The organism is Neptuniibacter sp. PT8_73 (assembly GCF_047778045.1).
GTDB lineage: Bacteria > Pseudomonadota > Gammaproteobacteria > Pseudomonadales > Balneatricaceae > Neptuniibacter.
On record NZ_CP180545.1, the window covers coordinates 455,669 to 476,802 of the forward strand.

At 47.1% G+C, this 21,134-nt stretch carries 18 protein-coding genes; 4 read left to right on the forward strand and 14 right to left on the reverse strand.

Annotated elements, in window-relative coordinates:
* Positions 1 to 16 precede the first annotated feature (16 nt).
* The 9 genes from ACMXYN_RS02025 to dksA all read right to left on the reverse strand — a co-directional run bounded on the left by ACMXYN_RS02025 (position 17) and on the right by dksA (position 11,624).
* Positions 17 to 1,198: an acetyl-CoA C-acetyltransferase gene (locus ACMXYN_RS02025; RefSeq protein WP_415883327.1), complete on the reverse strand. Its 1,182-nt coding sequence runs from the start codon at positions 1,196 to 1,198 to the stop codon at positions 17 to 19.
* A 383-nt stretch (positions 1,199 to 1,581) separates the two neighbouring features.
* Complete coding sequence (panC, locus tag ACMXYN_RS02030) at positions 1,582 to 2,430, reverse strand: pantoate--beta-alanine ligase (protein WP_415893268.1); 849 nt, start codon at positions 2,428 to 2,430, stop codon at positions 1,582 to 1,584.
* 2 nt (positions 2,431 to 2,432) lie between these two features.
* Positions 2,433 to 3,227 carry a 3-methyl-2-oxobutanoate hydroxymethyltransferase gene (gene panB, locus ACMXYN_RS02035; RefSeq protein ID WP_415883329.1) on the reverse strand — a complete coding sequence of 265 codons (795 nt, stop codon included), beginning with the start codon at positions 3,225 to 3,227 and terminating at the stop codon, positions 2,433 to 2,435.
* 40 nt (positions 3,228 to 3,267) lie between these two features.
* A complete protein-coding gene (gene folK / locus ACMXYN_RS02040) occupies positions 3,268 to 3,753 on the reverse strand; it encodes a 2-amino-4-hydroxy-6-hydroxymethyldihydropteridine diphosphokinase (RefSeq protein WP_415893269.1) in 486 nt (161 codons plus the stop codon).
* A complete protein-coding gene (pcnB, locus tag ACMXYN_RS02045) occupies positions 3,750 to 5,171 on the reverse strand; it encodes a polynucleotide adenylyltransferase PcnB (protein WP_415893270.1) in 1,422 nt (473 codons plus the stop codon). Before pcnB ends, folK begins: the two co-directional genes overlap by 4 nt.
* A gap of 590 nt (positions 5,172 to 5,761) precedes the next feature.
* Positions 5,762 to 7,147 (reverse strand): sigma-54-dependent transcriptional regulator, encoded by a 1,386-nt coding sequence (locus ACMXYN_RS02050; RefSeq protein ID WP_415894456.1) that lies wholly within the window; start codon positions 7,145 to 7,147, stop codon positions 5,762 to 5,764.
* 22 nt (positions 7,148 to 7,169) lie between these two features.
* Positions 7,170 to 10,097 carry a sensor histidine kinase gene (locus tag ACMXYN_RS02055; protein WP_415893271.1) on the reverse strand — a complete coding sequence of 976 codons (2,928 nt, stop codon included), beginning with the start codon at positions 10,095 to 10,097 and terminating at the stop codon, positions 7,170 to 7,172.
* 164 nt (positions 10,098 to 10,261) lie between these two features.
* Positions 10,262 to 11,146 (reverse strand): tRNA glutamyl-Q(34) synthetase GluQRS, encoded by an 885-nt coding sequence (gluQRS, locus tag ACMXYN_RS02060; RefSeq protein ID WP_415893273.1) that lies wholly within the window; start codon positions 11,144 to 11,146, stop codon positions 10,262 to 10,264.
* Positions 11,147 to 11,195: 49 nt separating this feature from the next.
* Complete coding sequence (gene dksA / locus ACMXYN_RS02065) at positions 11,196 to 11,624, reverse strand: RNA polymerase-binding protein DksA (protein ID WP_415883334.1); 429 nt, start codon at positions 11,622 to 11,624, stop codon at positions 11,196 to 11,198.
* Between the two features lie 278 nt (positions 11,625 to 11,902).
* Between dksA and ACMXYN_RS02070 the strand changes: the two genes are divergently transcribed.
* Positions 11,903 to 13,066: a pyridoxal phosphate-dependent aminotransferase gene (locus ACMXYN_RS02070; RefSeq protein ID WP_415893275.1), complete on the forward strand. Its 1,164-nt coding sequence runs from the start codon at positions 11,903 to 11,905 to the stop codon at positions 13,064 to 13,066.
* Positions 13,066 to 13,767 (forward strand): DNA/RNA nuclease SfsA, encoded by a 702-nt coding sequence (gene sfsA / locus ACMXYN_RS02075; protein ID WP_415893276.1) that lies wholly within the window; start codon positions 13,066 to 13,068, stop codon positions 13,765 to 13,767. Before ACMXYN_RS02070 ends, sfsA begins: the two co-directional genes overlap by 1 nt.
* Here the strand turns inward: sfsA and ACMXYN_RS02080 are convergent.
* Positions 13,764 to 14,078 (reverse strand): Rieske (2Fe-2S) protein, encoded by a 315-nt coding sequence (locus tag ACMXYN_RS02080; protein WP_415893277.1) that lies wholly within the window; start codon positions 14,076 to 14,078, stop codon positions 13,764 to 13,766. The two genes, sfsA and ACMXYN_RS02080, sit on opposite strands and share 4 nt — an antisense overlap.
* Complete coding sequence (locus ACMXYN_RS02085) at positions 14,078 to 15,604, reverse strand: AAA family ATPase (protein WP_415893278.1); 1,527 nt, start codon at positions 15,602 to 15,604, stop codon at positions 14,078 to 14,080. The genes ACMXYN_RS02080 and ACMXYN_RS02085 overlap by 1 nt, the downstream gene beginning before the upstream one ends.
* A 45-nt stretch (positions 15,605 to 15,649) precedes the next feature.
* On the opposite strand from ACMXYN_RS02085, the gene mrcB reads away from it, so the two are divergent.
* The gene (gene mrcB, locus ACMXYN_RS02090; protein ID WP_415893279.1) at positions 15,650 to 17,980 is read left to right on the forward strand and encodes a penicillin-binding protein 1B; all 2,331 of its coding nucleotides are present in this window, start codon (positions 15,650 to 15,652) and stop codon (positions 17,978 to 17,980) included.
* On the forward strand, positions 17,968 to 18,531 hold the full coding sequence (locus ACMXYN_RS02095; protein WP_415893280.1) for a tetratricopeptide repeat protein: 564 nt from the start codon (positions 17,968 to 17,970) through the stop codon (positions 18,529 to 18,531). Before mrcB ends, ACMXYN_RS02095 begins: the two co-directional genes overlap by 13 nt.
* A gap of 70 nt (positions 18,532 to 18,601) precedes the next feature.
* Here ACMXYN_RS02095 and ACMXYN_RS02100 read toward each other — a convergent pair whose 3' ends face one another.
* Genes ACMXYN_RS02100 through thiE form a run of 3 tightly spaced genes read right to left on the reverse strand, consistent with a single transcriptional unit; the run spans position 18,602 to position 21,131 of the window.
* Positions 18,602 to 19,204 (reverse strand): hypothetical protein, encoded by a 603-nt coding sequence (locus ACMXYN_RS02100; protein WP_415893281.1) that lies wholly within the window; start codon positions 19,202 to 19,204, stop codon positions 18,602 to 18,604.
* Positions 19,201 to 20,484 (reverse strand): glutamate-1-semialdehyde 2,1-aminomutase, encoded by a 1,284-nt coding sequence (hemL, locus tag ACMXYN_RS02105; protein WP_415893282.1) that lies wholly within the window; start codon positions 20,482 to 20,484, stop codon positions 19,201 to 19,203. Before hemL ends, ACMXYN_RS02100 begins: the two co-directional genes overlap by 4 nt.
* A 17-nt stretch (positions 20,485 to 20,501) precedes the next feature.
* Positions 20,502 to 21,131, reverse strand: coding sequence for a thiamine phosphate synthase (thiE, locus tag ACMXYN_RS02110; protein WP_415893284.1), 630 nt, complete (start codon positions 21,129 to 21,131; stop codon positions 20,502 to 20,504).
* Positions 21,132 to 21,134 lie beyond the last annotated feature (3 nt).

Here is a 21,134-nt window from a genome sequence, read left to right on the forward strand (position 1 = left end):
TAGACTTAAGTCTAGCTTAGTCTCGCTCAACTGCCAGTGCAGTACCCATACCACCACCAATACATAGTGTCGCTAGGCCTTTCTTCGCGTCACGCTTGTTCATTTCGTGAACTAGGCTTACGAATACACGGCAACCAGAAGCACCGATTGGGTGACCTAGAGCAATCGCACCACCGTTAACGTTAACGATGTCAGTGTTCCAGCCAAGATCTTTGTTTACAGACATTGCTTGTGCAGCGAATGCTTCGTTCGCTTCAACTAGTTCTAGATCATCTACAGACCAGCCAGCTTTTTCTAGTGCTTTCTGAGTCGCAGTGATTGGACCTGTACCCATGATAGATGGATCAATACCAGAGTTAGCGTACGCTTTGATGCGTGCTAGTACTGGAAGACCTAGTTCTTTCGCTTTCTCTTCAGAACAAACGATTACTGCAGCAGCACCATCGTTGATAGTAGAAGCGTTACCTGCAGTTACAGAACCGTCTTTTTTGAATGCTGGACGTAGTTTACCTAGCGCTTCTGCCGTGCAACCGAAACGTGGCTGCTCGTCAGTGTCAAATACGATTGGATCGCCTTTACGCTGAGGAATTGTTACTGGGATGATCTCATCTTTAAAGCGACCGCCTGTTACAGCAGCTTCTGCTTTGTTCTGAGATGCAGCAGCAAATGCGTCTTGCTCTTCACGTGTGAAGCCGTATTTCTCAACGATGTTCTCAGTAGTGATACCCATGTGGTAATCGTTGAATGCGTCCCATAGACCGTCTTTGATCATTGTGTCGACCATTTTCCAGTCGCCCATGCGAGCACCGTTACGAGAGTTTGGAACAACGTGAGGAGAAGAGCTCATGTTTTCCTGGCCACCAGCGATGATGATGTCTGCATCGCCACAACGGATTGCTTGTGTAGCCATTTGAATAGCTTTAAGACCTGAACCACAAACTTTGTTGATAGTTAGTGCAGGAACTTGAATTGGTAGGCCGCCATTAAGCGTCGCCTGACGGGCAGGGTTCTGGCCGCAGCCAGCCGTCAAAACCTGACCCATGATTACTTCGTCAACTTTTGCAGGGTCCAGATCGATCTTCTCGATCAGACCTTTGATAACTGTTGCACCTAGGTCAGATGCAGCAATTTTAGATAGGGAACCACCGAAAGTACCAACTGCGGTACGACCCGCAGCTACAATTACAACGTCACGCATTCGAAATGCCTCTTAGCTTAGCTATGTACAAAGTTCGTTCTTCACGATGATGGTATGGCCAAATTTTTGACCGATAGTATTCAGTGAAAAGCGGCGTTTATTCAGTGACCGTTGTGCCCTCTCTACTCATTTAGGGGCGGCCAAAATCCGTTTTTCTGAGCACTTATACAACCTTTATTGTTTTTATTGCAGTGCAAGAACTCATCGTCCTAGCAGTCTGCGCGACCGAGCCCCCGGTTGTCAAGCCACGAAAGTAGCGGGTTGTATAAGACTTACGATTGAAATAGCAAGTATTGCGCTGCAGCAATAATTGAGCGTTTAATTTAAAAATATGAGGGATATCAGGGGGTTCCGAGTAGGTGTAGCCCTACTCGGAAGAGGGGTTACAAATTAATCTGTAAATTATCGATTAATCGGGCAGGGCCAAGGTAGGCTGCTGCCAGTACGACTAATTGGGAGTCTTCAGATGTCGCAGGTTGTAGATCCTGGCTGCGACAGATAACCAAGTAATCGCGTTTGAAACCAGCGGTTTCTATGCGCTGCTGAGCGCTTTCAATCAGCGAATCGAAGTCTTTATTACCTTCAATCAAAGCGGCTTCAATTTCGCGTAGCGAAGCGTTAAGCACGGTGGCTGTTTCCAATTCCTGCTCTGATAGGTAACCATTGCGAGAGCTCAATGCTAGGCCTTGCTCATTGCGGGCAATAGGCGCACCTTGGATCTCTACTGGAAGGCTAAGATCTTCGGTCATTCGGCGAATAACCATCAACTGCTGGAAGTCTTTTTCACCAAAGACAGCCACATCAGGTTGAACCATACCAAACAGTTTAGCTACGACCGTCGCGACACCTCGGAAGTGGCCTGGGCGAGTCGCGCCACAATAAAGGTCTGAAATCTCTGGTACTTCAACCTGTGTCTGAGATTCACGTCCGTTCGGGTAAACCTCCGAATCGGTCGGTGCAAACAGGTAGTTGCAGCCGCGAGAATTAAGTTTCTCTTGATCCACAGCGAGAGTACGTGGGTAATTATCTAGATCTTCCCCTGCACCAAATTGCAGAGGATTGACAAAAATCGATGAAACGACAACATCGCTATTAGCTTTTGCCTGATCGATCAGTTGTAGGTGACCTTCGTGCAGATTACCCATTGTTGGTACAAAGCCGATACGCTTGCCTGCTGCTCGCTCTTTATTGAGGGCTGCACGCAGATCAGCAATGGTATGTAGAGTGATCATGTTTATTCAAACTCATGCTCGGAAGCAGGGAAAGTACCGCTTTTAACGTCAGTCACGTATTGGCTGATCGCTTCTTCAATGCTATTGGCATCAGCCATAAAGTTTTTTACAAACTTAGGGCTGCGGCCTGGTGTTACGCCAAGCATGTCATGTAGAACCAGTACCTGAGCGTCTGTGTCAGAACCTGCGCCAATACCGATAACAGGCACATCCAGTGCTAGTGTGATCTCTTTGGCTAGGATAGATGGAACGCACTCAAGCAAAATCACGCTAGCGCCAGCATCTTGCAGCATAACGGCATCGTTTATCATCTGTTGTGCCGTTTCTTTATCGCGACCTTGGACTCGATAACCGCCGAGCTTATTGACAGTTTGAGGTGTCAGGCCAAGGTGAACGCAAACAGGGATACCGCGTTCAGCTAGCATCGAGACAGTTTCTGCAAGCCACGCACCGCCTTCCAGTTTCACCATGTTTGCACCCGCCTGCATAAGCGCAGCGGAGTTATCCATAGCTAATTCTGGAGTGGAATAGCTCATGAAAGGTAGGTCGGCCATGATAAGGCTTCCCTGATTACCTTTGGCGACAGCTTGAGTGTGGTAAGCCATCTCTTCAACAGTTACGGGTAGAGTACTGTCATTGCCTTGAAGCACCATGCCTAATGAATCGCCTACCAGAATTACTTCTGTGCCAGCAGAGCTAACAACATGCGAGAAACAAGCGTCGTAAGCGGTAAGTACCGCGAACTTTTCGCCCGCTTTCTTCATTGAGGACAATGTGTGCAGAGTAATATTGCTCATGGAATGATCTTCCTGTTATTACGCGTTGGCGCGATTATACCTATATCTTTGTCAGGCTGCCCATAGGGCATGCAACTAATAGGGAAGACAAAGATACATCATTAGGCATGATTAAATCGGGTGCGATATCGGCCAGAGGGTATAGAACAAAGCTGCGCTCGTGCATAAATGCGTGCGGTACGCAGAGACGTTCGGTGTTGATTGGGCTGTTGCCGTATAGAAGCAGGTCGAGGTCGAGGGTTCTTGGCCCCCAGTGTCGTTCGCGGACTCTTTGGTGTTTTTGCTCAAGCCCTTGAAGCTGATCCAGCAGAGCATGGGCTTCTAGAGTCGTTTCGATCTCTGCAACGGCATTAATAAAGTCTGGTTGATCTTGAGGGCCAACCGGTGCAGAGCGGTATATGGGTGATGCTTTGACTAAGCGGCAGTTTTTAAGTTCGGCTAGCTCAGAAAATGCTTGCTCAACATGCTGAAGAGGGGTGTCTAGATTGCTACCCAACCCTATGTAACAACGAACCGCAGAGGTCATTGAGATGACTCTTGGCGGGGCTTGTTTGAATTAGAGCGGCGACGACGAGGTTTACGAGGTTTATCGCCTTTACCTAAGCTTTTCACCATGCTGTTTTTGCTTGGCTCATTGGCGTTCTGGAAATCAGTCCACCACTGGCTTAATCCGCCTAGGTCTTCACCACTGTTTTCACGCAGTAGAAGTAGGTCGTAAGCTGCTCTAAAGCGCGGCTGTTCCATTAAACGGGCCGCACGATTGCCTTGGCGGCGTGGTAGACGCAGTTGCATCTCCCAAATCTCACGGATTGGGGTAGAGAAACGACGCGGTATAGCGGTTGAGCGTACCTGTTCAGCAAGTACCTGATTCGCTGCTTCATGTAGAGCAGGTACCGGAGGCATCTTGTTCTCTTTCATCAACTGTTGCATACGTAGCTGAGTTGGGTACCACAAGATAGCTGCAAATAAGAATGCCGGTGTAACGCTTTTACGCTGTGCCAGGCGGCGGTCAGTATTTTTAAGTGCGTTCTCGATCAAGCGTTCCAGCGGTGCATCCAGGTTGTCACTTTGTAACAGTTTCTGAACCTGCGGGAATAATGGCTCAAACAGATCTAAACGTTGTAGCTGTTTGTAAGATTCAATTGCGTGACCTGATTGCAGAAGTTTAAGCACTTCATCAAATAGACGAGCTGGTGCAATGCGTTTCAGCATTGGCGCTAATGTGCGAATTGGCGCTTCTGATTGCTGTTCAATCGAGAAATCAAGCTTAGCGGCAAAACGAGCTGCACGTAGCATACGTACAGGGTCTTCTTTATAACGATCTTCTGGGTCGCCGATCATGCGCAGAATACCTTTCTGCAGATCGTCATAACCATTGGCAAAATCGTAGACGCAGTGATCTTTAGGGCAGTAGTACAGAGCGTTTACAGTGAAGTCGCGACGTAGCGCATCATCTTCTATTGTGCCGTAAACATTGTCGCGTAGGATCATACCGCTATCGCATTGTTTGCCTTGTTCACCTTCAGCATTTTCAGCTTGGTTATCGTGGCTTGCACGGAATGTTGCTACTTCAATTAGATCACGACCAAAACGCACATGGACCAATTTAAAACGGCGGCCGATAAGACGGGCGCGTCGAAACAGGTCAGCAGCTTCTTCTGGGTGCGCATCTGTCGCTACGTCAAAATCTTTTGGTCTTTTATTAAGCAGCAGGTCGCGGATACATCCGCCAACTAAGTAACCTTGGAAGCCGGCATCTTGGAGGCGGTAGGCAACTTTTAAGGCGTTGTCATCTAAATGACGGCGTGGAATCTTATGCTCATCTTCAGAGATCAACTTCTTTTCAACAGTAGTGATTAATTGCGTGTTTTCAGCCGAGTCTTTAGTGGACTCGGTACCGCTACCAAATACTTTGCTCAATGCGTTACTGATGGTTTTAAGCAAGGTTGTGCCTACCTATGCGATTTATCTAGCCGGAAAGGGTAGTAATTGTACGGGTGTTCAGGCTTATATCAAATCTAAACAGTGTTTACTGCCCAAGTTAAATGGGTGCGCAATCATACCACTGTTAAACAGTAGAGTGGGAAATTTAAAAGGTAGAAGAAAAAGGGAAGGAGATGGGTAGCTGATCGCATCTCAGGCAACAACGGCTATTTCTCAGCTTGTTGTTTTTGTTCTAAGAGCAATATTAAGATCGTTACAGCTTCGCTACGATCAGCTTTCTTAAGCCTCATTATTATTTTTATTCGAGACAGGTACTTCTTTAATCTATACCAGTTTTTATTTTTATTGGCGGTCCAGTTTAAGAAGTGTGCTTCTTTTTGTTATCGCGCAATATACTGCACGGCATGTGCCAGTTTTTATTATTCCTTACAAAACAATAGTTTATTTTTGATTGTTTGTTTTTTGATCTACTTTTGTAGCGGTTTTGTTACTGGGTGTTACGCTTTGGTACTAATTTCTGGGTAGTACGGTAACACCTGAATTGTTACCGTAATGTTACTTAAATGTTACCCTTTAGACCTTGGTATAATCTATTTTCTCGACTTGCGGGGAATACCAAGTTTTTGTCTACGTTCCCATAAACACTTGCGGCTCACGCCTAGTTTCTTGGCCAATTCTGTTTCGCTTAATTGGTCCTGATTTTCCAGAACGAATCTTTGGAAGTAATCATCTAAAGATAGCTTGGATTGTTCTTCAGTCTGTACTGCTTGAGGAGTAGCTTGATTCATCGCGACAAACTGGCTTTCAATATCATCTAGCGAGCTTACTGGTATATCTAAACCTAAAAGGTCCGTGGTAATGAATGGACCTTCCGCCAGAATGGTTGCACGCTCGATGGCATTTTCTAATTCACGAACATTGCCTGGCCAGCTGTATCTGCGCATAGTTTCAAGCGCATCATTGGCGAAACGTAAAGGCGCTGTTTCCATTCGCTGACAAACACGAGTCAGCATTTTTTCAGCTAACTCAATAATATCGTCGCCGCGTTCTCTTAATGGCGGAATGCGAAGCTCCATCACATAGAGTCTGTAGTAGAGGTCTTCACGGAACTCGTTCTGTTTCGCTAGCTCTTTTAGATTTCTATGGGTTGCAGCAATTAGACGAACATCAACTTTCTTTGATTGTACCGAGCCTACACGTCGGATCTCACCTTCTTGTAGGAAGCGTAACAAACGTGCTTGGGCTTCAAGAGGAAGCTCTCCAATTTCATCAAGAAATAGCGTGCCGCCATCTGCAGCTTCAAGTAAGCCGCTGCGGCTGCTGCTAGCGCCGGTAAAAGCGCCTTTTTCGTGACCAAAGAGTTCTGACTCAATCAGGCTCTCTGGGATCGCCGCGCAGTTCACTGAAATCATTGGGATGTTGGCGCGATTACTTTGTTCGTGAATTGCCCGAGCTGCAAGTTCTTTACCTGTGCCAGACTCACCTTGAATCAAAACAGTCGCTTGGGTGCGAGCAACTTTCTTGATGCGCTTATCGAGTTCCTGCATCGGTTGGCAGGAGCCAATGATATTAGTGCGGTTCTCGGCAGCTGCAGCATCATGTTCGGTAACGGGATTGTCAGATTCTGAACGAGAGGAAAGAATATGCTGTACCGAGCTGATCATCTCGTCGTGATCAAAAGGCTTGGCAATATAGTCGACAGCACCGAGCTTCATCGCATCAACAGCGGATCGTAAGCTCGCGTAACTGGTCATTATCAGAACAGGAACTGATTTCGCCAACGAGATCATGTCTGTGCCAGGTGCGCCCGGCAGACGAAGGTCGCTGATAATCAGGTTGAAGTCACCAAGGTTGAAACGACTGGTGGCTTCATCTACAGAAGCGGCGTCGTCGACTTGGAAATGGTTTTTCTCGAGTAGTCTGCGCAGTGCAGACCGGATTATTGTTTCATCTTCTACAATCAGAATACGGCTCATCGGCTCTCTACCTCTCATCCCACTATCCTGCGCTGTCTGGATCTTCTGTCCACTTTAAGCGCGGGAGCGTTATTACCACTTGAGTGCCTTTGTTCTGCTTGTTGTTGGCTGGGCTTATAATCTCAATATTACCACAATGTTCTTCAATAATATTGTAAACCAAAGATAGGCCTAAACCTGTACCCTGACCAGGGTCTTTTGTGGTAAAGAACGGTTCAAACAGACGCTCTTGGGATTCTTCAGATATACCGCTGCCTTCATCGGTTACCCGAAGTTCTACGGTTTCAATATTTTCATTGGCATGCAGCCAGATGCGCCCGCCTTCAGGTGAGGCATCGCTGGCATTTTGAATCAGATTTACAAAGATTTGATGAAGTTGTTGTGGATCACCACTCACACGAAGCTCATCGGGTATCTGATTGATGTACTGCTGTTGCTTGCCATGGCTATCCAAAGACATCAGGTGAATAGCTTCTTCAGCACACTGCGCAAGAGATACCGGTACTTGCTCTCGTTCAGCTTCGGGGCGACCTGCATGGGCGAATCTGACCAGGGACTGCACTATACGGCTGATACGTTTGGTTTGATCGACGATATGATCGCCGGTTTCAAGAATATAGTCATTATCTGTTTCTAACTTCAGATTCTGCGCTAGACAAGCGATTCCTGTTACAGGGTTGCCGATCTCGTGGGCAACACCCGCAGCAAAGCGACCGATAGATGCAAGTCGTTCGTTATGGCCGAGCTTGTCCTGCATAATTTTAGTGTCGGTCTCGTCTTCTAGTAGCAATACCATGCCGATATCGCGACGCTCTTTAAGAATCGATTTGTGCAAACTGAACCAATGAGTTTGTTCATTTAAGATCAGCTTTTGGCTCAACTTGTGATCGCTATCTGCGTGGGCGAACTCTTCTAAAATAGTACTCCAAGTATCGGTATGGCTTTGTAGCGGCGTACCAATAATCTCTTCCGCTTTAATTTGGGTCAGACGCTCCATCTCAATATTCCAGAACAGCACCTGCCCAGAGGTATCAAGCGTGCAGACACCGACCGGAAGCTTTTGCAGCGTTAGGCGGTGGTAACGGCGCATCTCATCAAGTTCGGCAGCAAGACCGGTCAAACGTTCTTGATAGTTTTCCAGCTGGTTTTCAATCAGGTGTGTATTACTGGCTTTGAAGGTAATTGGATCAGAAGGCTGATCTAAAGGCTCAAGTAAAGCAGCGGCTTCTATAGGTCCAAGCAAGCCAGAAAGGTTAGTTTCAAGAGTTGTACGAAGGCGCAACAGATCGATCGGACGCACGGTCTGCGACTGTATATTCAGACTCTCTAGTGCTTTTTGAACTTCGCGCTCTGCGGTTTTTCGGCCTAAACGGCTGGATAGTAGATCGGTAAAGTCATCGATTCTGGAAACGCGTAGATGATTGGAACTTGGTTTTTGCAACGCGTTCATCAAGCAGGATTGTGCGGCCCTGCGCTCATCTTCCGATTGAGGGAAGATCAGAGAGACTACGGTCAGAAGTGCCGTGTTCAACATCAGCGACAGAATCGCAATATGATCCCAGTTATCTGTATCTAAATCGAAAGGTACCAATTCGCTGGCTGAGCTATCTAGAAGCGGAACTAGCATGGTCAGTAGCCAGATTCCCATGCCAGCGGATAAACCTATGAGTAGACCCCAGCGGTTAGCTCTGGACCAGAACAAGGTGGATAGTAACCCCGGCAAGAACTGTAAAAAGGCCACTACAGCAACCACACCCATCTGATGCAGGGCAAAGTCCGTACCTATCTGGCGATAGAAAAGATAACTGGCCAGCAGCATCGCCATGATCAAACTGCGCCTCAGCCATAAAAGCCAGGCATAGAAACGAGGGGTTTTCGGTTTTGGGACTAACGGCAGAATAACGTGGTTCTGAATCATCGAAGCCATAGCCACGGTTGCCACAATCATAATGCCGCTAGCTGCTGACAAACCTCCGATAAATGCCAATACCGTTAGCCAGGTAGAGTCTAAGAAAACACCCATGTTCAAAAGAATGAATTGCGCTTCACCGCCTACACCTAGTGCTTCGCCTGCCCAAAGGATGGGTGGGACAGCAGCAGCGAGTAGAAATAGAAACAGGGGCATCGCCCATGTGGCTTTATAGAGTGTTTCGTCAGATGAATTTTCGGTAAACAGCATGTGGAACATATGCGGCATCACAATTGCTGCGGTAAAAAATGCCAGTAGCAAGGTTCGCCAAGCATCGCTGTCTACAGGCGCTTCTAGGCGCTTGATCGATTCTGGATGGCTGGTGATAAAGTCATTGACGCCTTCAACCCCACCTAAGACACCAAAGATTGCAAAGCCCGCAATTACCAGAAGTGCGATCAGTTTAATCAGTGACTCAACTGCCATGGCCATCATTAGGCCTTGATGGGTTGTTCGCAAAGAGGCGTGACGCGCACCGAATAAAATCGAAAAGAGAGCGATGACAAAGCAAAACCCTAAGCCGATTTGGTCAACGCTAAATTGGTCATTGAGCAGATACAGGGCATCGGTAACCGCTTGTATCTGAATTGAAAGCATCGGGAGAGTGGCGATGACGGTCAGTATGGCTGTAATAGTACCAACCGCCCCGCTGCGAAAACGAAAGGCGAGTAGATCGGGTAGCGAACTAAGCTGGTATGTCCTCGATATCCTGAGAATGGGGATCAGCAACACTGGGCCTAAGATAAAGGTGACGACAGCACCCAGATAGGAGGCTAAAAAGCTATATCCCGATTCTTGTGCCAGTCCAAAGGCACCATAAAACGTCCATACGCTGGCATATACCCCGATAGAAAGCACATGGGTAAATGGATGGTGCACTAACTGCTTCGGTAATAGTCCTCTCTCAGTAAGGTAGGCCGTACCAAAGAGGAAGAGCAGATAAGCAACTCCGATCAGGATGAGTAATGGAAGGCTAAACATCTCTCGGCCTCCGCTCGATCAGGAATGCTAATAAGATAATAACAAGCCAAGCGACGTAAGGAAGGTACCAGGGTGTTGTCAGGCTCTGCCAGCTATCAATAATGAGGGGTAATACCATGTATAAACCCGGTATCAATAACAGTAGGACACGGTGGAAATACATCTTACGACTCGTTTAGTAGCGGCTTACTAAGTGTTTGTTTTATTTTACGTATATCCCAGTTTGCAATCGCCCACTCCAGTAGTTCATCTCTACTTGCGTATAGCAGTTCTCGTGGAGGTTCTTGATCTAAAAATTGCAAAGCTTTAAACAAAACTGGGATGGGATCGCTGGTTTCTAATGCCGGTGCAAAGGTTTGCTTGCTCAGCTTTTGGCCTTCGGTGTTAGTCGCCACAGGAATGTGTGCATAAGCGGGTGTTGGATAACCTAATAGTTGTTGTAGATGAATCTGTTTGGCCGTTTCATCTAGTAGGTCAGAGCCGCGCACAATATGGGTGATACCTTGCAGATAATCGTCGATAGTAACGGCGAGTTGGTAAGAGTAGAAACCATCACGGCGGAATACAACAAAGTCGCCCGTACTACTTAAATTATAGGCGTGGGGGCCTTGGATAATATCGCGAAAACTAATGAGCGTGCCGTTGCTATTGATCCGAATGGCAACGTTGGTATCTTGCTCCGGTGGGTGCATTAAACAATGTTGGTCATACACTAAATTATCGCAACGGCTTAAGATCTCTTTACGTGAACAGGAGCAAGGGTAAGCGTGATGAGCTTCAAGTAGTTCCTGCAGTACAGGCGCATAGAGTTCAAGACGTTCGCTTTGAAGGCTGAGTTCACCATCCCAATAAAGACCGTAACTTTCCAGTAACAGTGGGAATTGTTCTTTGACGTCTGGCTGTTCGCGAGGAGGATCTAAATCTTCGATGCGTAAAAGCCATTCACCCTCATGGGCACGTGCATCCAAAAAACTGGCGAGTGCAGCAAGGAGTGAACCAAAATGTAATGGCCCAGTAGGGGATGGGGCAAATCGGCCGATATAGGTCACGATAAATGCTTAAAGCTAAGCCAGTTATATTAACTGGCTTAGTTTAGATTTAGCCGCCGACTTGCTTTTCTTTGATCTCCGCCAGCGTTTTGCAATCGATACACAAAGACGCTGTAGGTCGAGCTTCGAGACGTCGAACGCCAATTTCGATACCGCAGGCATCGCAATAACCGTATTCATCTTCGTCGATCAGCTCAAGCGATTCATTGATCTTTTTGATCAATTTACGTTCGCGGTCACGAGTACGTAGCTCAAGGCTGAATTCTTCTTCCTGGCTAGCTCGATCGCTTGGATCTGCAAAATTTGAAGGTTCTTCGCGCAAGTGGTGGATAGTGCTATCCACTTCTTCCATCAGTTCTTGTTTCCAAGCACCTAGGATTGCACGGAAATGATCCTTCTGCTTCTCATTCATGTATTCCTCACCCTCAACTAGTGGGTAAGGATCAATATGTGTGAAAGATTCGCTCTTGTTTGGCATAAGCGCTGCCTCACTCTCTTTCTTTCGTAAGCCACCTTAAGGGTGACTTCACTTGCCTGTGTTTAGTTATGCAATAAATACATTGATTTAGCATAGAAGGCAGGCAAATTACCAGATGCCTCGCCGTTTCGCTAGCCCTAAATGTATTCTATTGATACTAAAAGACATCTCATTAGGTTTAGTTCACCTTGAAGTACTTGTAAATAGGGGCTCTAGGCAGGATATTCGTAAATGGTCTGAGGTATACTGCCATTTTTAGTGTTTGATCAGGTATTCGCATGGTATTCCGTCCTTCCCAACGTGTTGCAGAGATTGAGTCTTTTAAAGTGATGGATCTGCTGAAACGGGCTAAGCAACTTGATGATGCTGGATGTGACGTTATCCATATGGAGGTGGGTGAGCCTGATTTTGCAACAGCACCCTTGATTGCAGAAGCAGCCAAAGCGGCGATTGATAGCGGCCAGACTCAGTATACGCCTGCTGCGGGTATTCCTGAGTTACGTGAGGCGATCAGTCAGTGGTATGCCACGAAGTATGGCTTAGATGTCTCCCCTGAACGGATCGTTGTAACCACAGGTGCTTCCAGCGCTTTGCTGATGGCGTTCTCTTTGCTCGCTGATGCTGGACAGTCGTTTATGATGGCTGACCCGGGTTACCCATGTAATCGCCAATTCTTGCGCTTTTTAGAAGCTAAATCTCAGTTAGTGCCGACCAATGCAGAAGATAATTTCCAGTTAAACGCTGAGTTGATCGAACAGCATTGGCAAGCTAATACTGCGGGAGTGCTGTTAGCTTCTCCTGCTAATCCAACCGGTATGGTCGTCCATCGGGATGAGTTAACTGATATTGCTGCGACAGTTAAAAAACTAGGTGGTCATCTGGTTGTTGATGAGCTCTATCATGGGCTTACCTACGGAATAGATGCACCAAGTGTATTGGAAATCGATCAAAATGCCTTTGTAATCAATAGTTTTTCTAAATATTTTGGTATGACGGGCTGGCGTTTAGGCTGGCTGGTGGCGCCTGAGGAGGCTGCTCCAGAATTAGAAAAATTAGCGCAGAATTTGATGATTTCGCCAAACACGGTTTCGCAATATGCAGCGCTGGCTGCATTCAAGCCTGAAACGATTTCTGAACTGGAGCGTAGACGTTTTGAGTTCCAAAAACGTCGTGATCTTCTAGTGGCTGGATTAAGAGAATTAGGCTTTGATCTGCCTGTTACTCCAGAGGGGGCATTCTATGTTTATGCAGGCGCTCAGCACCTTACCGATAACACCTTCGATTATTGTTGGTCGTTGTTAGAAGAAGATCATATAGCGACTACGCCGGGATTGGATTTTGGTCAGCACCGTAGTCAGGAATTTATTCGATTCTCTTACACTACAGGATTGGATCGCATTCAGTTGATGCTGGAACGTTTAGGTAAGAGGATTCAGAAATAATGCAGTTTGAAAATCTAATCGAAGGACGTTTGATTAAGCGTTATAAGCGTTTCCTTGCTGATGTTGTTTTGTCCGATGGTCGCGAAGTTACGATCCATTGTCCGAATACCGGCTCCATGAAAAACTGCGCTGATCCAGATAGCCGTGTTTGGGTGCACGACAGTGGCAATCCTAAACGTAAATACCCATTGGGTTGGGAGCTGGTGGAAGTTGAAGGGCAGTATCTCGCCTGTATCAATACCGGTCTGGCGAACAAGCTGATCCGCGAAGGGATTGAGCAAGGGGTGATTACTCAGCTACAGGACTACTCGGATATACGTCAAGAGGTTAAGTATGGTGAAAACAGCCGTATTGATCTCTTGTTGGAAGATGAAGAGAAAGGCCGGGCATGGGTTGAAGTGAAGAATGTGACTTTGCTCGAATCTGATAGCTGGGGAAGTTTTCCAGATGCAGTGACTAAGCGCGGCGCTAAACACTTGCAGGAATTAATGGCGATGGTTGAGCAAGGTGATCGTGCTGTGATGCTGTTTTGCGTGCCTCATACTGGGATTCAACAAGTACGCCCAGCCGATCAGATTGACCCTGAATATGGCCGCTTACTGCGTGAAGCGATAGAGGCTGGGGTAGAGGTAATCGCTTATGCTGCAGATATCTCGCCTGAACAGATCAGTATTCAGCGCGAGATTCCAGTAATTACTTAGCCGAGGATCACTTGGCCGTCATCTAAGGAAAATGGGATGGCGGTTAGGCTATCTTCTACGCAGGGACCTGAGATACATTCGCCACTGTCAATTTTGAAAAGCGCGCCATGGGTCGCACACTGGATGAAGGTTTTGTCGTAATCTAGAAACTGATTAGGCTGCCATTCCAGAGGGATGCTGCGATGTGGACAGCTATTTTCATAGACGTATAACTCACCACGGTATTTTACCGCGAAAAGCTTTTTACCTTCGCACTCAAACCCTTTAGCCTGACCTTCAGTAATCTCATCAATGTGGCATAAGGCTGTCATTAGAAAATTACCTCTTGGATTCGCAGCTGCTCTAATAAACGTACGATCGCTTCATCATCGTCGGTATCGATTGAAAGCGTAAGTGCTCGCTCCTCTTCTGTTAGAGGCTGGGCAAGCTGTTGTTGTTCCAACATGACCGCAATGTCAGCATCGGATGCATCTGAGCCTTCATTGGAACGGCGTTTCAAACGGGCTTCAATTAGTTTTTGCTCGCATTCGCAGCTGATAATGCGAATAGGTATACCGAGTTTCTCAGCCAGTTCGATATAGTTTTGGCGTGTTCTTTGGCGCAAACAAGTTGCATCTACAATCACTGAGTAGCCGTTACGTAGCAGCTCTGCGCTGGTATCAAAAAGATGATTGAAGGTATGGGCGTTCATTTGTGGACCATACAGATCAATCTTTTCCCCTTTTAAGCTCAACTCGCGGAACAGGCGTTTACGCTCAACATCAGAACGGATACGAATAGTATCGGTTTGATCAACGAGCTGTTGGCTTAAGTGGCTCTTGCCACTGCCTGAAATGCCATGCATCAAAAACAGTGCTGGTTTTGGTGCACGAGCATAGTAATCGGTTAGACGCAGATAGCGGCGCAGGGTTTGTAGATCGTGATGCTCGCCTAGTACTGCAACCTTTGCGCGAACCATGGAACGGTACGCTTTATAGAAATTAAGCAATGGTAGTGCATTGTAATCACCACTGATTTCTAAATAGCGGTTTAAGCAGCGATTGGCCCAACGGAATTCACCGTTGGCTTCCAGGTCCATGAGAAGAAAAGCAAGATCGCAGATGCTATCTATCCAGCGGAACTGTAAGTTAAATTCGATACAGTCAAATAGCCTTAGCTCATCATGGAAAAGAGTTATGTTGGCTAAGTGAAGGTCGCCATGGCATTCGCGAATATGACCGGATTGCTTACGTTGTTCAATCAGTGGGGTCAGTTTGCGGAACTGCTGCGCAGTGTAATGGGATAGCTTTTGTACTTTATGCCAGTCATCTAGTTCGTCGATAGCATCGGTGATATGGCTGAAGTTATCTGAGACAACTTCCCAAATCGTTTCTGCTTCACCCCAAGGGCTGTCTTGCGCCACAATCGGAATACGCTGGTGAAAATCCGCGATTTGTTCGGCTAATGTATCGATCCAGCTAGCTTCAAAACGATGATTGGCTAAAAGTAGATCAAGGCGTTGTGTAGGATCAAATTGCTGCATCTGAACAGCATATTCAATGATCTCTTCATCGCCTTCAGGATTGAATGTTGGGTTCTCAACACTGCCGCCAATACTGATGACTTGCTGGTAGATATCAGGGGCTAATCGTTGATTTAGACGTAGCTCTTCCTCACAGAAGTGCTGACGCTTCTCTAGCGTGGTAAAATCCAGAAAACCGAAATCCACTGGCTTTTTAACCTTATAGGCATATTCGCCTGTTAAGATCAGCCAAGAAATGTGGGTTTCTATCACCTCAATCTGGTCGACTGGATGCGGATAGAACGAAGCTTGTTTTAGAGAGTCGATTAGGGTCATAAACGTACTGATATACCTGCTAAGGGAAGGCATTATACTGAGCCAATGGCAAAAAAGAGAGCACCAAAATCGTCAAGTCGTGGCAAAAGCACTAAAAAACCACGCAGTTTCCTGAAAAAGTTTCTTATCTTTCTGTTCAAACTGTCCCTTTTGGGCATGGTGATTGGCGGAATCGGTTTGATCTATCTGGATGTCCAAGTCAAAAGTAAGTTTGAGGGTAAACGCTGGGCATTGCCTGCCAAAGTGTATGCGCGGCCTCTCGAGTTGTATCCGGGACAGGTATTAGATCGCCAAGCGTTAAAGGATGAATTGAAAGGTCTGGGCTACCGATTTGTTAATCGCGCGGACAAACCGGGGATGGTGGAATGGGCTTCCAGCCGTGCTCGCGTGTATACCCGTGGATTCAGTTTTCCTGATGGTGATGAGAGCGCACAGCGTTTATTGCTTAGCTTTAGTGGCAATCAATTAGTGTCGATTAAAGATAGTCGTGGTTCCATTGTTCCGTTAAGTCGCCTAGAGCCGATTCTGATCGGTGGTATTTACCCTCGTGACAATGAAGACCGTGACCTGATTCGTTTGGATCAAGCACCACAACTGCTTTTGGATTCATTGATTCAGATAGAGGATCGCGATTATTACAACCACTTCGGTGTATCTCCGAAAGGTATTGCGCGTGCAATGTGGGTTAACCTGAAGGCGCGTCGCTTTATTCAGGGTGGTAGTACCCTGACACAGCAGTTGATCAAAAACTTCTATCTAACCTCCGATCGAACTTTGGCGCGTAAGCTCATGGAGATCCCGATGGCGGTGCTATTGGATCTTCGCTACAGCAAAGATGAGATTTTAGAGGCCTATCTGAACGAAGTTTACTTGGGGCAATCAGGCTCCCGGGCAGTGCATGGTTTTGGTCTGGCGAGTCAGTATTACTTTGCCCAGCCTATTAATGAATTGAAACTTCATCAGGTCGCGCTATTGGCCGGTATGGTGAAAGGACCGTCTTACTACGACCCAAGACGCCATCCGGAACGTGCTAAAGCGCGTCGTGATCTTGTGTTGAAAGTGCTGCAAGAACAGGGCGTGATCAGCATGAAAGATCGTCTAGATGCTGAGAAACGTGGCTTAGGTGTGGTTAAACAGCGTAGCCTTCATAAAGGTGCTTATCCTGCCTATCTCGATCTTGTAAAACGTCAGTTGCGTGAAGAGTACCCTGAAGATGTGCTTAGCTCAGAAGGTTTGCGAGTATTTACTAGCTTAGACCCAATGGTTCAGGCTAATACTGCATCGGCGTTGACCAAAACCATCGGTAACTTAAAGAAACGCTACGGTAAACCAGTCACTGCGCTGCAGGGTGGTATTGTAGTCACTGATCCGCAAACCGGTGAGGTGTTGGCGCTGGTGGGTGGTAAAAACGCCCGCTATCAAGGTTTTAACCGTGCTTTAGATGCGCGCCGTCCAATCGGTTCTTTAGTGAAACCAGCGGTCTTCTTAGCAGGGTTGGAAGAGGGGTATACCTTGGCTTCTCTGTTGGATGATCAACCGATTAGCGTACCGCTTGCGGGCGGTAAGAGTTGGGTGCCGCAGAACTTTGATCGTAAAAGCCACGGTAAAGTGCCGCTCTATCTATCCTTAGCGAAGTCCTATAACCAGAGCACTGCTCAGTTAGGTATGGATATAGGTTTGCCGAAAGTGATCGATACCTTAGAACGTTTAGGTATCTCTCGTGATCCTAAGCCTTATCCATCGCTTTTACTGGGTGCTGAGTCGATGAGCCCATTTGAGATTGCGACGGTTTACCAGACGATTGCTGCAAATGGTTTTAGAGCGCCGATGCGAGCTATTCGTTTGGTTACGGATTCTGAAGGGCAGGAGCTTTCTCGCTATCCTTTTGAAGTGAAGCAGGTGGTAACTGCGGAGAATATGCATCTGATTCAATACGCGTTGCAAGCGGTTACCCGCGAAGGTACAGGGCGTTATATCTATAGCCGTCTACCAGGGTCAATCAATGTGGCTGGTAAGACAGGAACCAGTAATGGTCAGCGTGATAGTTGGTTTGCTGGTTTTGCCGGGGACCGCATGGCGGTGGTCTGGTTGGGTCTGGATGACAATGGGAAACTGCCATTTACTGGCTCGGGAGGCGCGTTGCGAGTTTGGACCGAGTTGATGGTTAAAGAACGGCCACAGTCGTTTATGGCGGTTCAGCCTGAAGAGATTGAGTATCACTGGATTGAAGAAAAAACAGGTTTGATCTCTGCCGAACAATGTCAGGGTGTGCGACAATTGCCGTTCATAAAAGGTACAGCTCCGCAAGATTACGCTGAATGTGCCGGAAATCAGCAACAAGAATCTATGGATTGGTTTGAACGATGGTTCAGATAATTAAGCGATACAAAACAGCTGGAGCACTTTTAACAGCATTGGCTTTGACTGGGTGTGTGAGTGGAACAGGAGTATACCGTCCCCCTGTAGAGGATCGATCAGGGCAAGATGGCGTTATTCAGTCAGCCGAATCTGCAACGGGTGTTCAAATCAAACCTACGGTTGTTCGAGAATCGCGAACTGAGAACCCTGTCGCCGTTCCAGTTCCGACGCCTGTGACTGCTCGCGCTCAAAACCCTGCTGTAATTGCTTTGTTAAACAGCGCAAATCAGCAGAAAAATAGAGGGGCAATGCAGGCAGCTGAAAGCAGCCTTGAACGTGCGCAACGGATCGCTCCTAGGGATCCGGAAATCTATTATCAATGGGCTGATGTTCGTCGCCTAGAAGGTCAGTGGGCTCAAGCCGAGCAAATGGCCCTCAAAGGTACAAATATGGCTATTGGTGATGTCGTTATGCTGCGAAGGTTGTGGTTGTTGATTGCGGATATTCGTCAAAGTTCAGGTGATCGCTCTGGAGCAAATGCTGCCCGAACTAAAGCGCTGAACTACTAATCGGATAAGGACTAAAAAGCAGCCTAAATGGCTGCTTTTTTTATGCGTGACATATGCTGGTCGAGATCGCTTAAGGAAGCTTTTCTTTTCCAAGAGCAATGCTCAAAAGTATCAGAGCGATAGCAAGCGCTGAATGATACAGAGCTGGGTCGGCCAAATGAGGCATTAGAGATGCCTGACTATAAACAAGGGTCGAAACTGCAATTGCAATTGCGGATGCAGTACCTGCAGCTTTAGTGATTAGCGGCTGCATTCTTAAACAGCTGATTAACAACGCAAGTGCAGATAGTCCTGCAAGTGCTTGGCTGTAGGTGACACCTACTTCGCTTCGGCGACACAGCTCAAATAGAGCGAACAATACTAATAACCAGCGTCCCCATGCTGCGCGTGACCACTCCTTCTTCCAAGCATAATCAAACATGGCGCTTGCTATTAAAGGGATTGCAGCAAAGTACGCTAGGTTATCAAGCAGGCGCCTGAACGTGACTGAATCCTGATCTGTTCCTTGTAGCAGTAGTGAGCCTGCACCTGAGCAAGCGATAAAAGCAGCTGATAGGCTAATGACCATACTGGCAGTATGATCATGTTTCTCGCCTACTCTATAACAGCGGCCTGCTAAAAATAGAGCGCTGGCAATAAGAAGGGCATTGCCAGCTATGATCGCTAAGGTCATTTTAGATTCGCAAAAACGTGGTCAGCTGCTGCGAGTGTCTTCTCAATATCTTCCTGTGTGTGTGCAGCAGATACAAAGCCTGCTTCAAATGCTGAAGGTGCTAGATATACACCCTGTTCAAGCATGCCGTGGAAGAATTTAGAGAAACGATCGGAATCGCACGCCATAGTTTCAGCGAAGCTAGTTACTTGCTCTTGCTCAGTGAAGAATAGACCGAACATGCCACCGACACGGCTAGTGGTAAATGGAATACCATTTGCCATCGCTACCGCTTCTAAACCTTCGGTTAGTAGCTCTACTTTTGCGCTTAGTTGCTCGTAGAAACCAGGTTTTGAAACAGCGTTCAGCATCGCTAGGCCTGCAGCCATGGCGAGTGGGTTACCGGAAAGAGTACCCGCTTGGTAAACAGCGCCTAGAGGCGCGATATGCTCCATGATCTCTTTCTTACCACCAAACGCGCCTACTGGTAGGCCTCCACCAATAACTTTACCCAGTGTTGTCAGGTCAGGCGTTACGTTATAAACAGATTGTGCGCCACCTAGAGCGACACGGAAACCAGTCATAACTTCGTCAAAGATCAGAACCGTACCGTATTCATCACATACTTCACGAAGGCCCTCTAGGAAGCCCGGAAGCGGCGGAATGCAGTTCATGTTGCCGGCTACAGGTTCAACGATGATGCAAGCGATCTGATCACCAATCTCGGCGAATGCTTTACGAACGCTGTCGATATCGTTGTGAGTCAGAGTGATGGTGTGTTCAGCAAGAGAAGCTGGAACTCCAGGAGAGCTAGGCTCGCCTAAAGTCAGCATGCCTGAGCCTGCTTTAACCAATAGAGAGTCGGAATGACCGTGGTAGCAGCCTTCAAACTTAACGATTTTATCGCGCTTAGTGTAACCACGTGCCAGACGGATCGCACTCATCGTTGCTTCTGTACCAGAGCTAACCATACGAACCATGTCTAGAGATGGCATGATCTCGCACACCTTGTTTGCCATCTCGATTTCGATCTCGGTTGGCGCGCCAAAGCCTAAACCGTTATCTAAAGAAGTGCGTACAGCATCGATTACTTCACTGTTGCAATGACCTAAGATCATCGGCCCCCAAGAGCCAACGTAGTCGATGTATTTGTTACCGTCTTCATCAAACAAGTATGCGCCTTCGCCTTGTTTGAAGAAGATTGGGGTGCCGCCTACACCTTTAAATGCACGCACAGGAGAGTTAACTCCACCGGGAATGTGAACTTGAGCTGCTTGGAAAAGTTCTTCTGAACGGGACATCTTTATTCTCTCTGAAATCAATTAGTGAAGAGCTGGTGGAACTGTTTTGCTGCTGCAGTCACTTTTTTGTTCGCGTATAGCGCATGAATGACGGCAACCATATCGGCACCTGCTGTTACAATCTGGTCGGCATTATCCACGCTAATGCCTCCAATCGCCACTATTGGCAAGTTAACTTTGTCTTTTACATCTTTCACCAAGGAAAGAGGAGCGGGCTTGGCATTGGGTTTGGTTTTCGATGGGAAGAATGCGCCGAATGCTAAATATGAAGCACCGGCTTGTTGTGCTTTTAAGGCTAGCTCCAGCGAATCATGGCAGGTCACACCGATAATCGCGTCTTCACCCAGCATTTCACGAGCTTCCTCTATTGCACCGTCGCTTTGTCCCAAGTGTACGCCTGCGGCACCAATACCCGCAGCTAAGCCCGCATCATCATTGATGATGAGTGGAATTTTGTTCTTTTTGCAAATTAGGTTTAAAGCCGATGCTTGCTCAACGCGTTTTTTAAGATCGGATGATTTATCTCGATACTGAATGATCTTCGCGCCGCCCTGTATGCTTTGTTCAACTTTGCGCAGCATGGTTTCAGTATCGGGCATTAGGTCGGAGTCAGTAATGCCGTATAGGCCTTGTAAGTTAAATTTCATAGA

Excerpts from the sequence above, each read along its gene's own strand:
- ACMXYN_RS02025 (WP_415883327.1), bottom strand. The coding sequence starts at position 1,198 with ATGCGTGACGTTGTAATTGTAGCTGCGGGTCGTACCGCAGTTGGTACT.
- panC (WP_415893268.1), bottom strand. The coding sequence starts at position 2,430 with ATGATCACTCTACATACCATTGCTGATCTGCGTGCAGCCCTCAATAAA.
- panB (WP_415883329.1), bottom strand. The coding sequence starts at position 3,227 with ATGAGCAATATTACTCTGCACACATTGTCCTCAATGAAGAAAGCGGGC.
- folK (WP_415893269.1), bottom strand. The coding sequence starts at position 3,753 with ATGACCTCTGCGGTTCGTTGTTACATAGGGTTGGGTAGCAATCTAGAC.
- ACMXYN_RS02050 (WP_415894456.1), bottom strand. The coding sequence starts at position 7,147 with ATGAGCCGTATTCTGATTGTAGAAGATGAAACAATAATCCGGTCTGCA.
- ACMXYN_RS02055 (WP_415893271.1), bottom strand. The coding sequence starts at position 10,097 with ATGTTTAGCCTTCCATTACTCATCCTGATCGGAGTTGCTTATCTGCTC.
- dksA (WP_415883334.1), bottom strand. The coding sequence starts at position 11,624 with ATGCCAAACAAGAGCGAATCTTTCACACATATTGATCCTTACCCACTA.
- ACMXYN_RS02070 (WP_415893275.1), top strand. The coding sequence starts at position 11,903 with ATGGTATTCCGTCCTTCCCAACGTGTTGCAGAGATTGAGTCTTTTAAA.
- sfsA (WP_415893276.1), top strand. The coding sequence starts at position 13,066 with ATGCAGTTTGAAAATCTAATCGAAGGACGTTTGATTAAGCGTTATAAG.
- ACMXYN_RS02080 (WP_415893277.1), bottom strand. The coding sequence starts at position 14,078 with ATGACAGCCTTATGCCACATTGATGAGATTACTGAAGGTCAGGCTAAA.
- ACMXYN_RS02085 (WP_415893278.1), bottom strand. The coding sequence starts at position 15,604 with ATGACCCTAATCGACTCTCTAAAACAAGCTTCGTTCTATCCGCATCCA.
- mrcB (WP_415893279.1), top strand. The coding sequence starts at position 15,650 with ATGGCAAAAAAGAGAGCACCAAAATCGTCAAGTCGTGGCAAAAGCACT.
- ACMXYN_RS02095 (WP_415893280.1), top strand. The coding sequence starts at position 17,968 with ATGGTTCAGATAATTAAGCGATACAAAACAGCTGGAGCACTTTTAACA.
- ACMXYN_RS02100 (WP_415893281.1), bottom strand. The coding sequence starts at position 19,204 with ATGACCTTAGCGATCATAGCTGGCAATGCCCTTCTTATTGCCAGCGCT.
- hemL (WP_415893282.1), bottom strand. The coding sequence starts at position 20,484 with ATGTCCCGTTCAGAAGAACTTTTCCAAGCAGCTCAAGTTCACATTCCC.
- thiE (WP_415893284.1), bottom strand. The coding sequence starts at position 21,131 with ATGAAATTTAACTTACAAGGCCTATACGGCATTACTGACTCCGACCTA.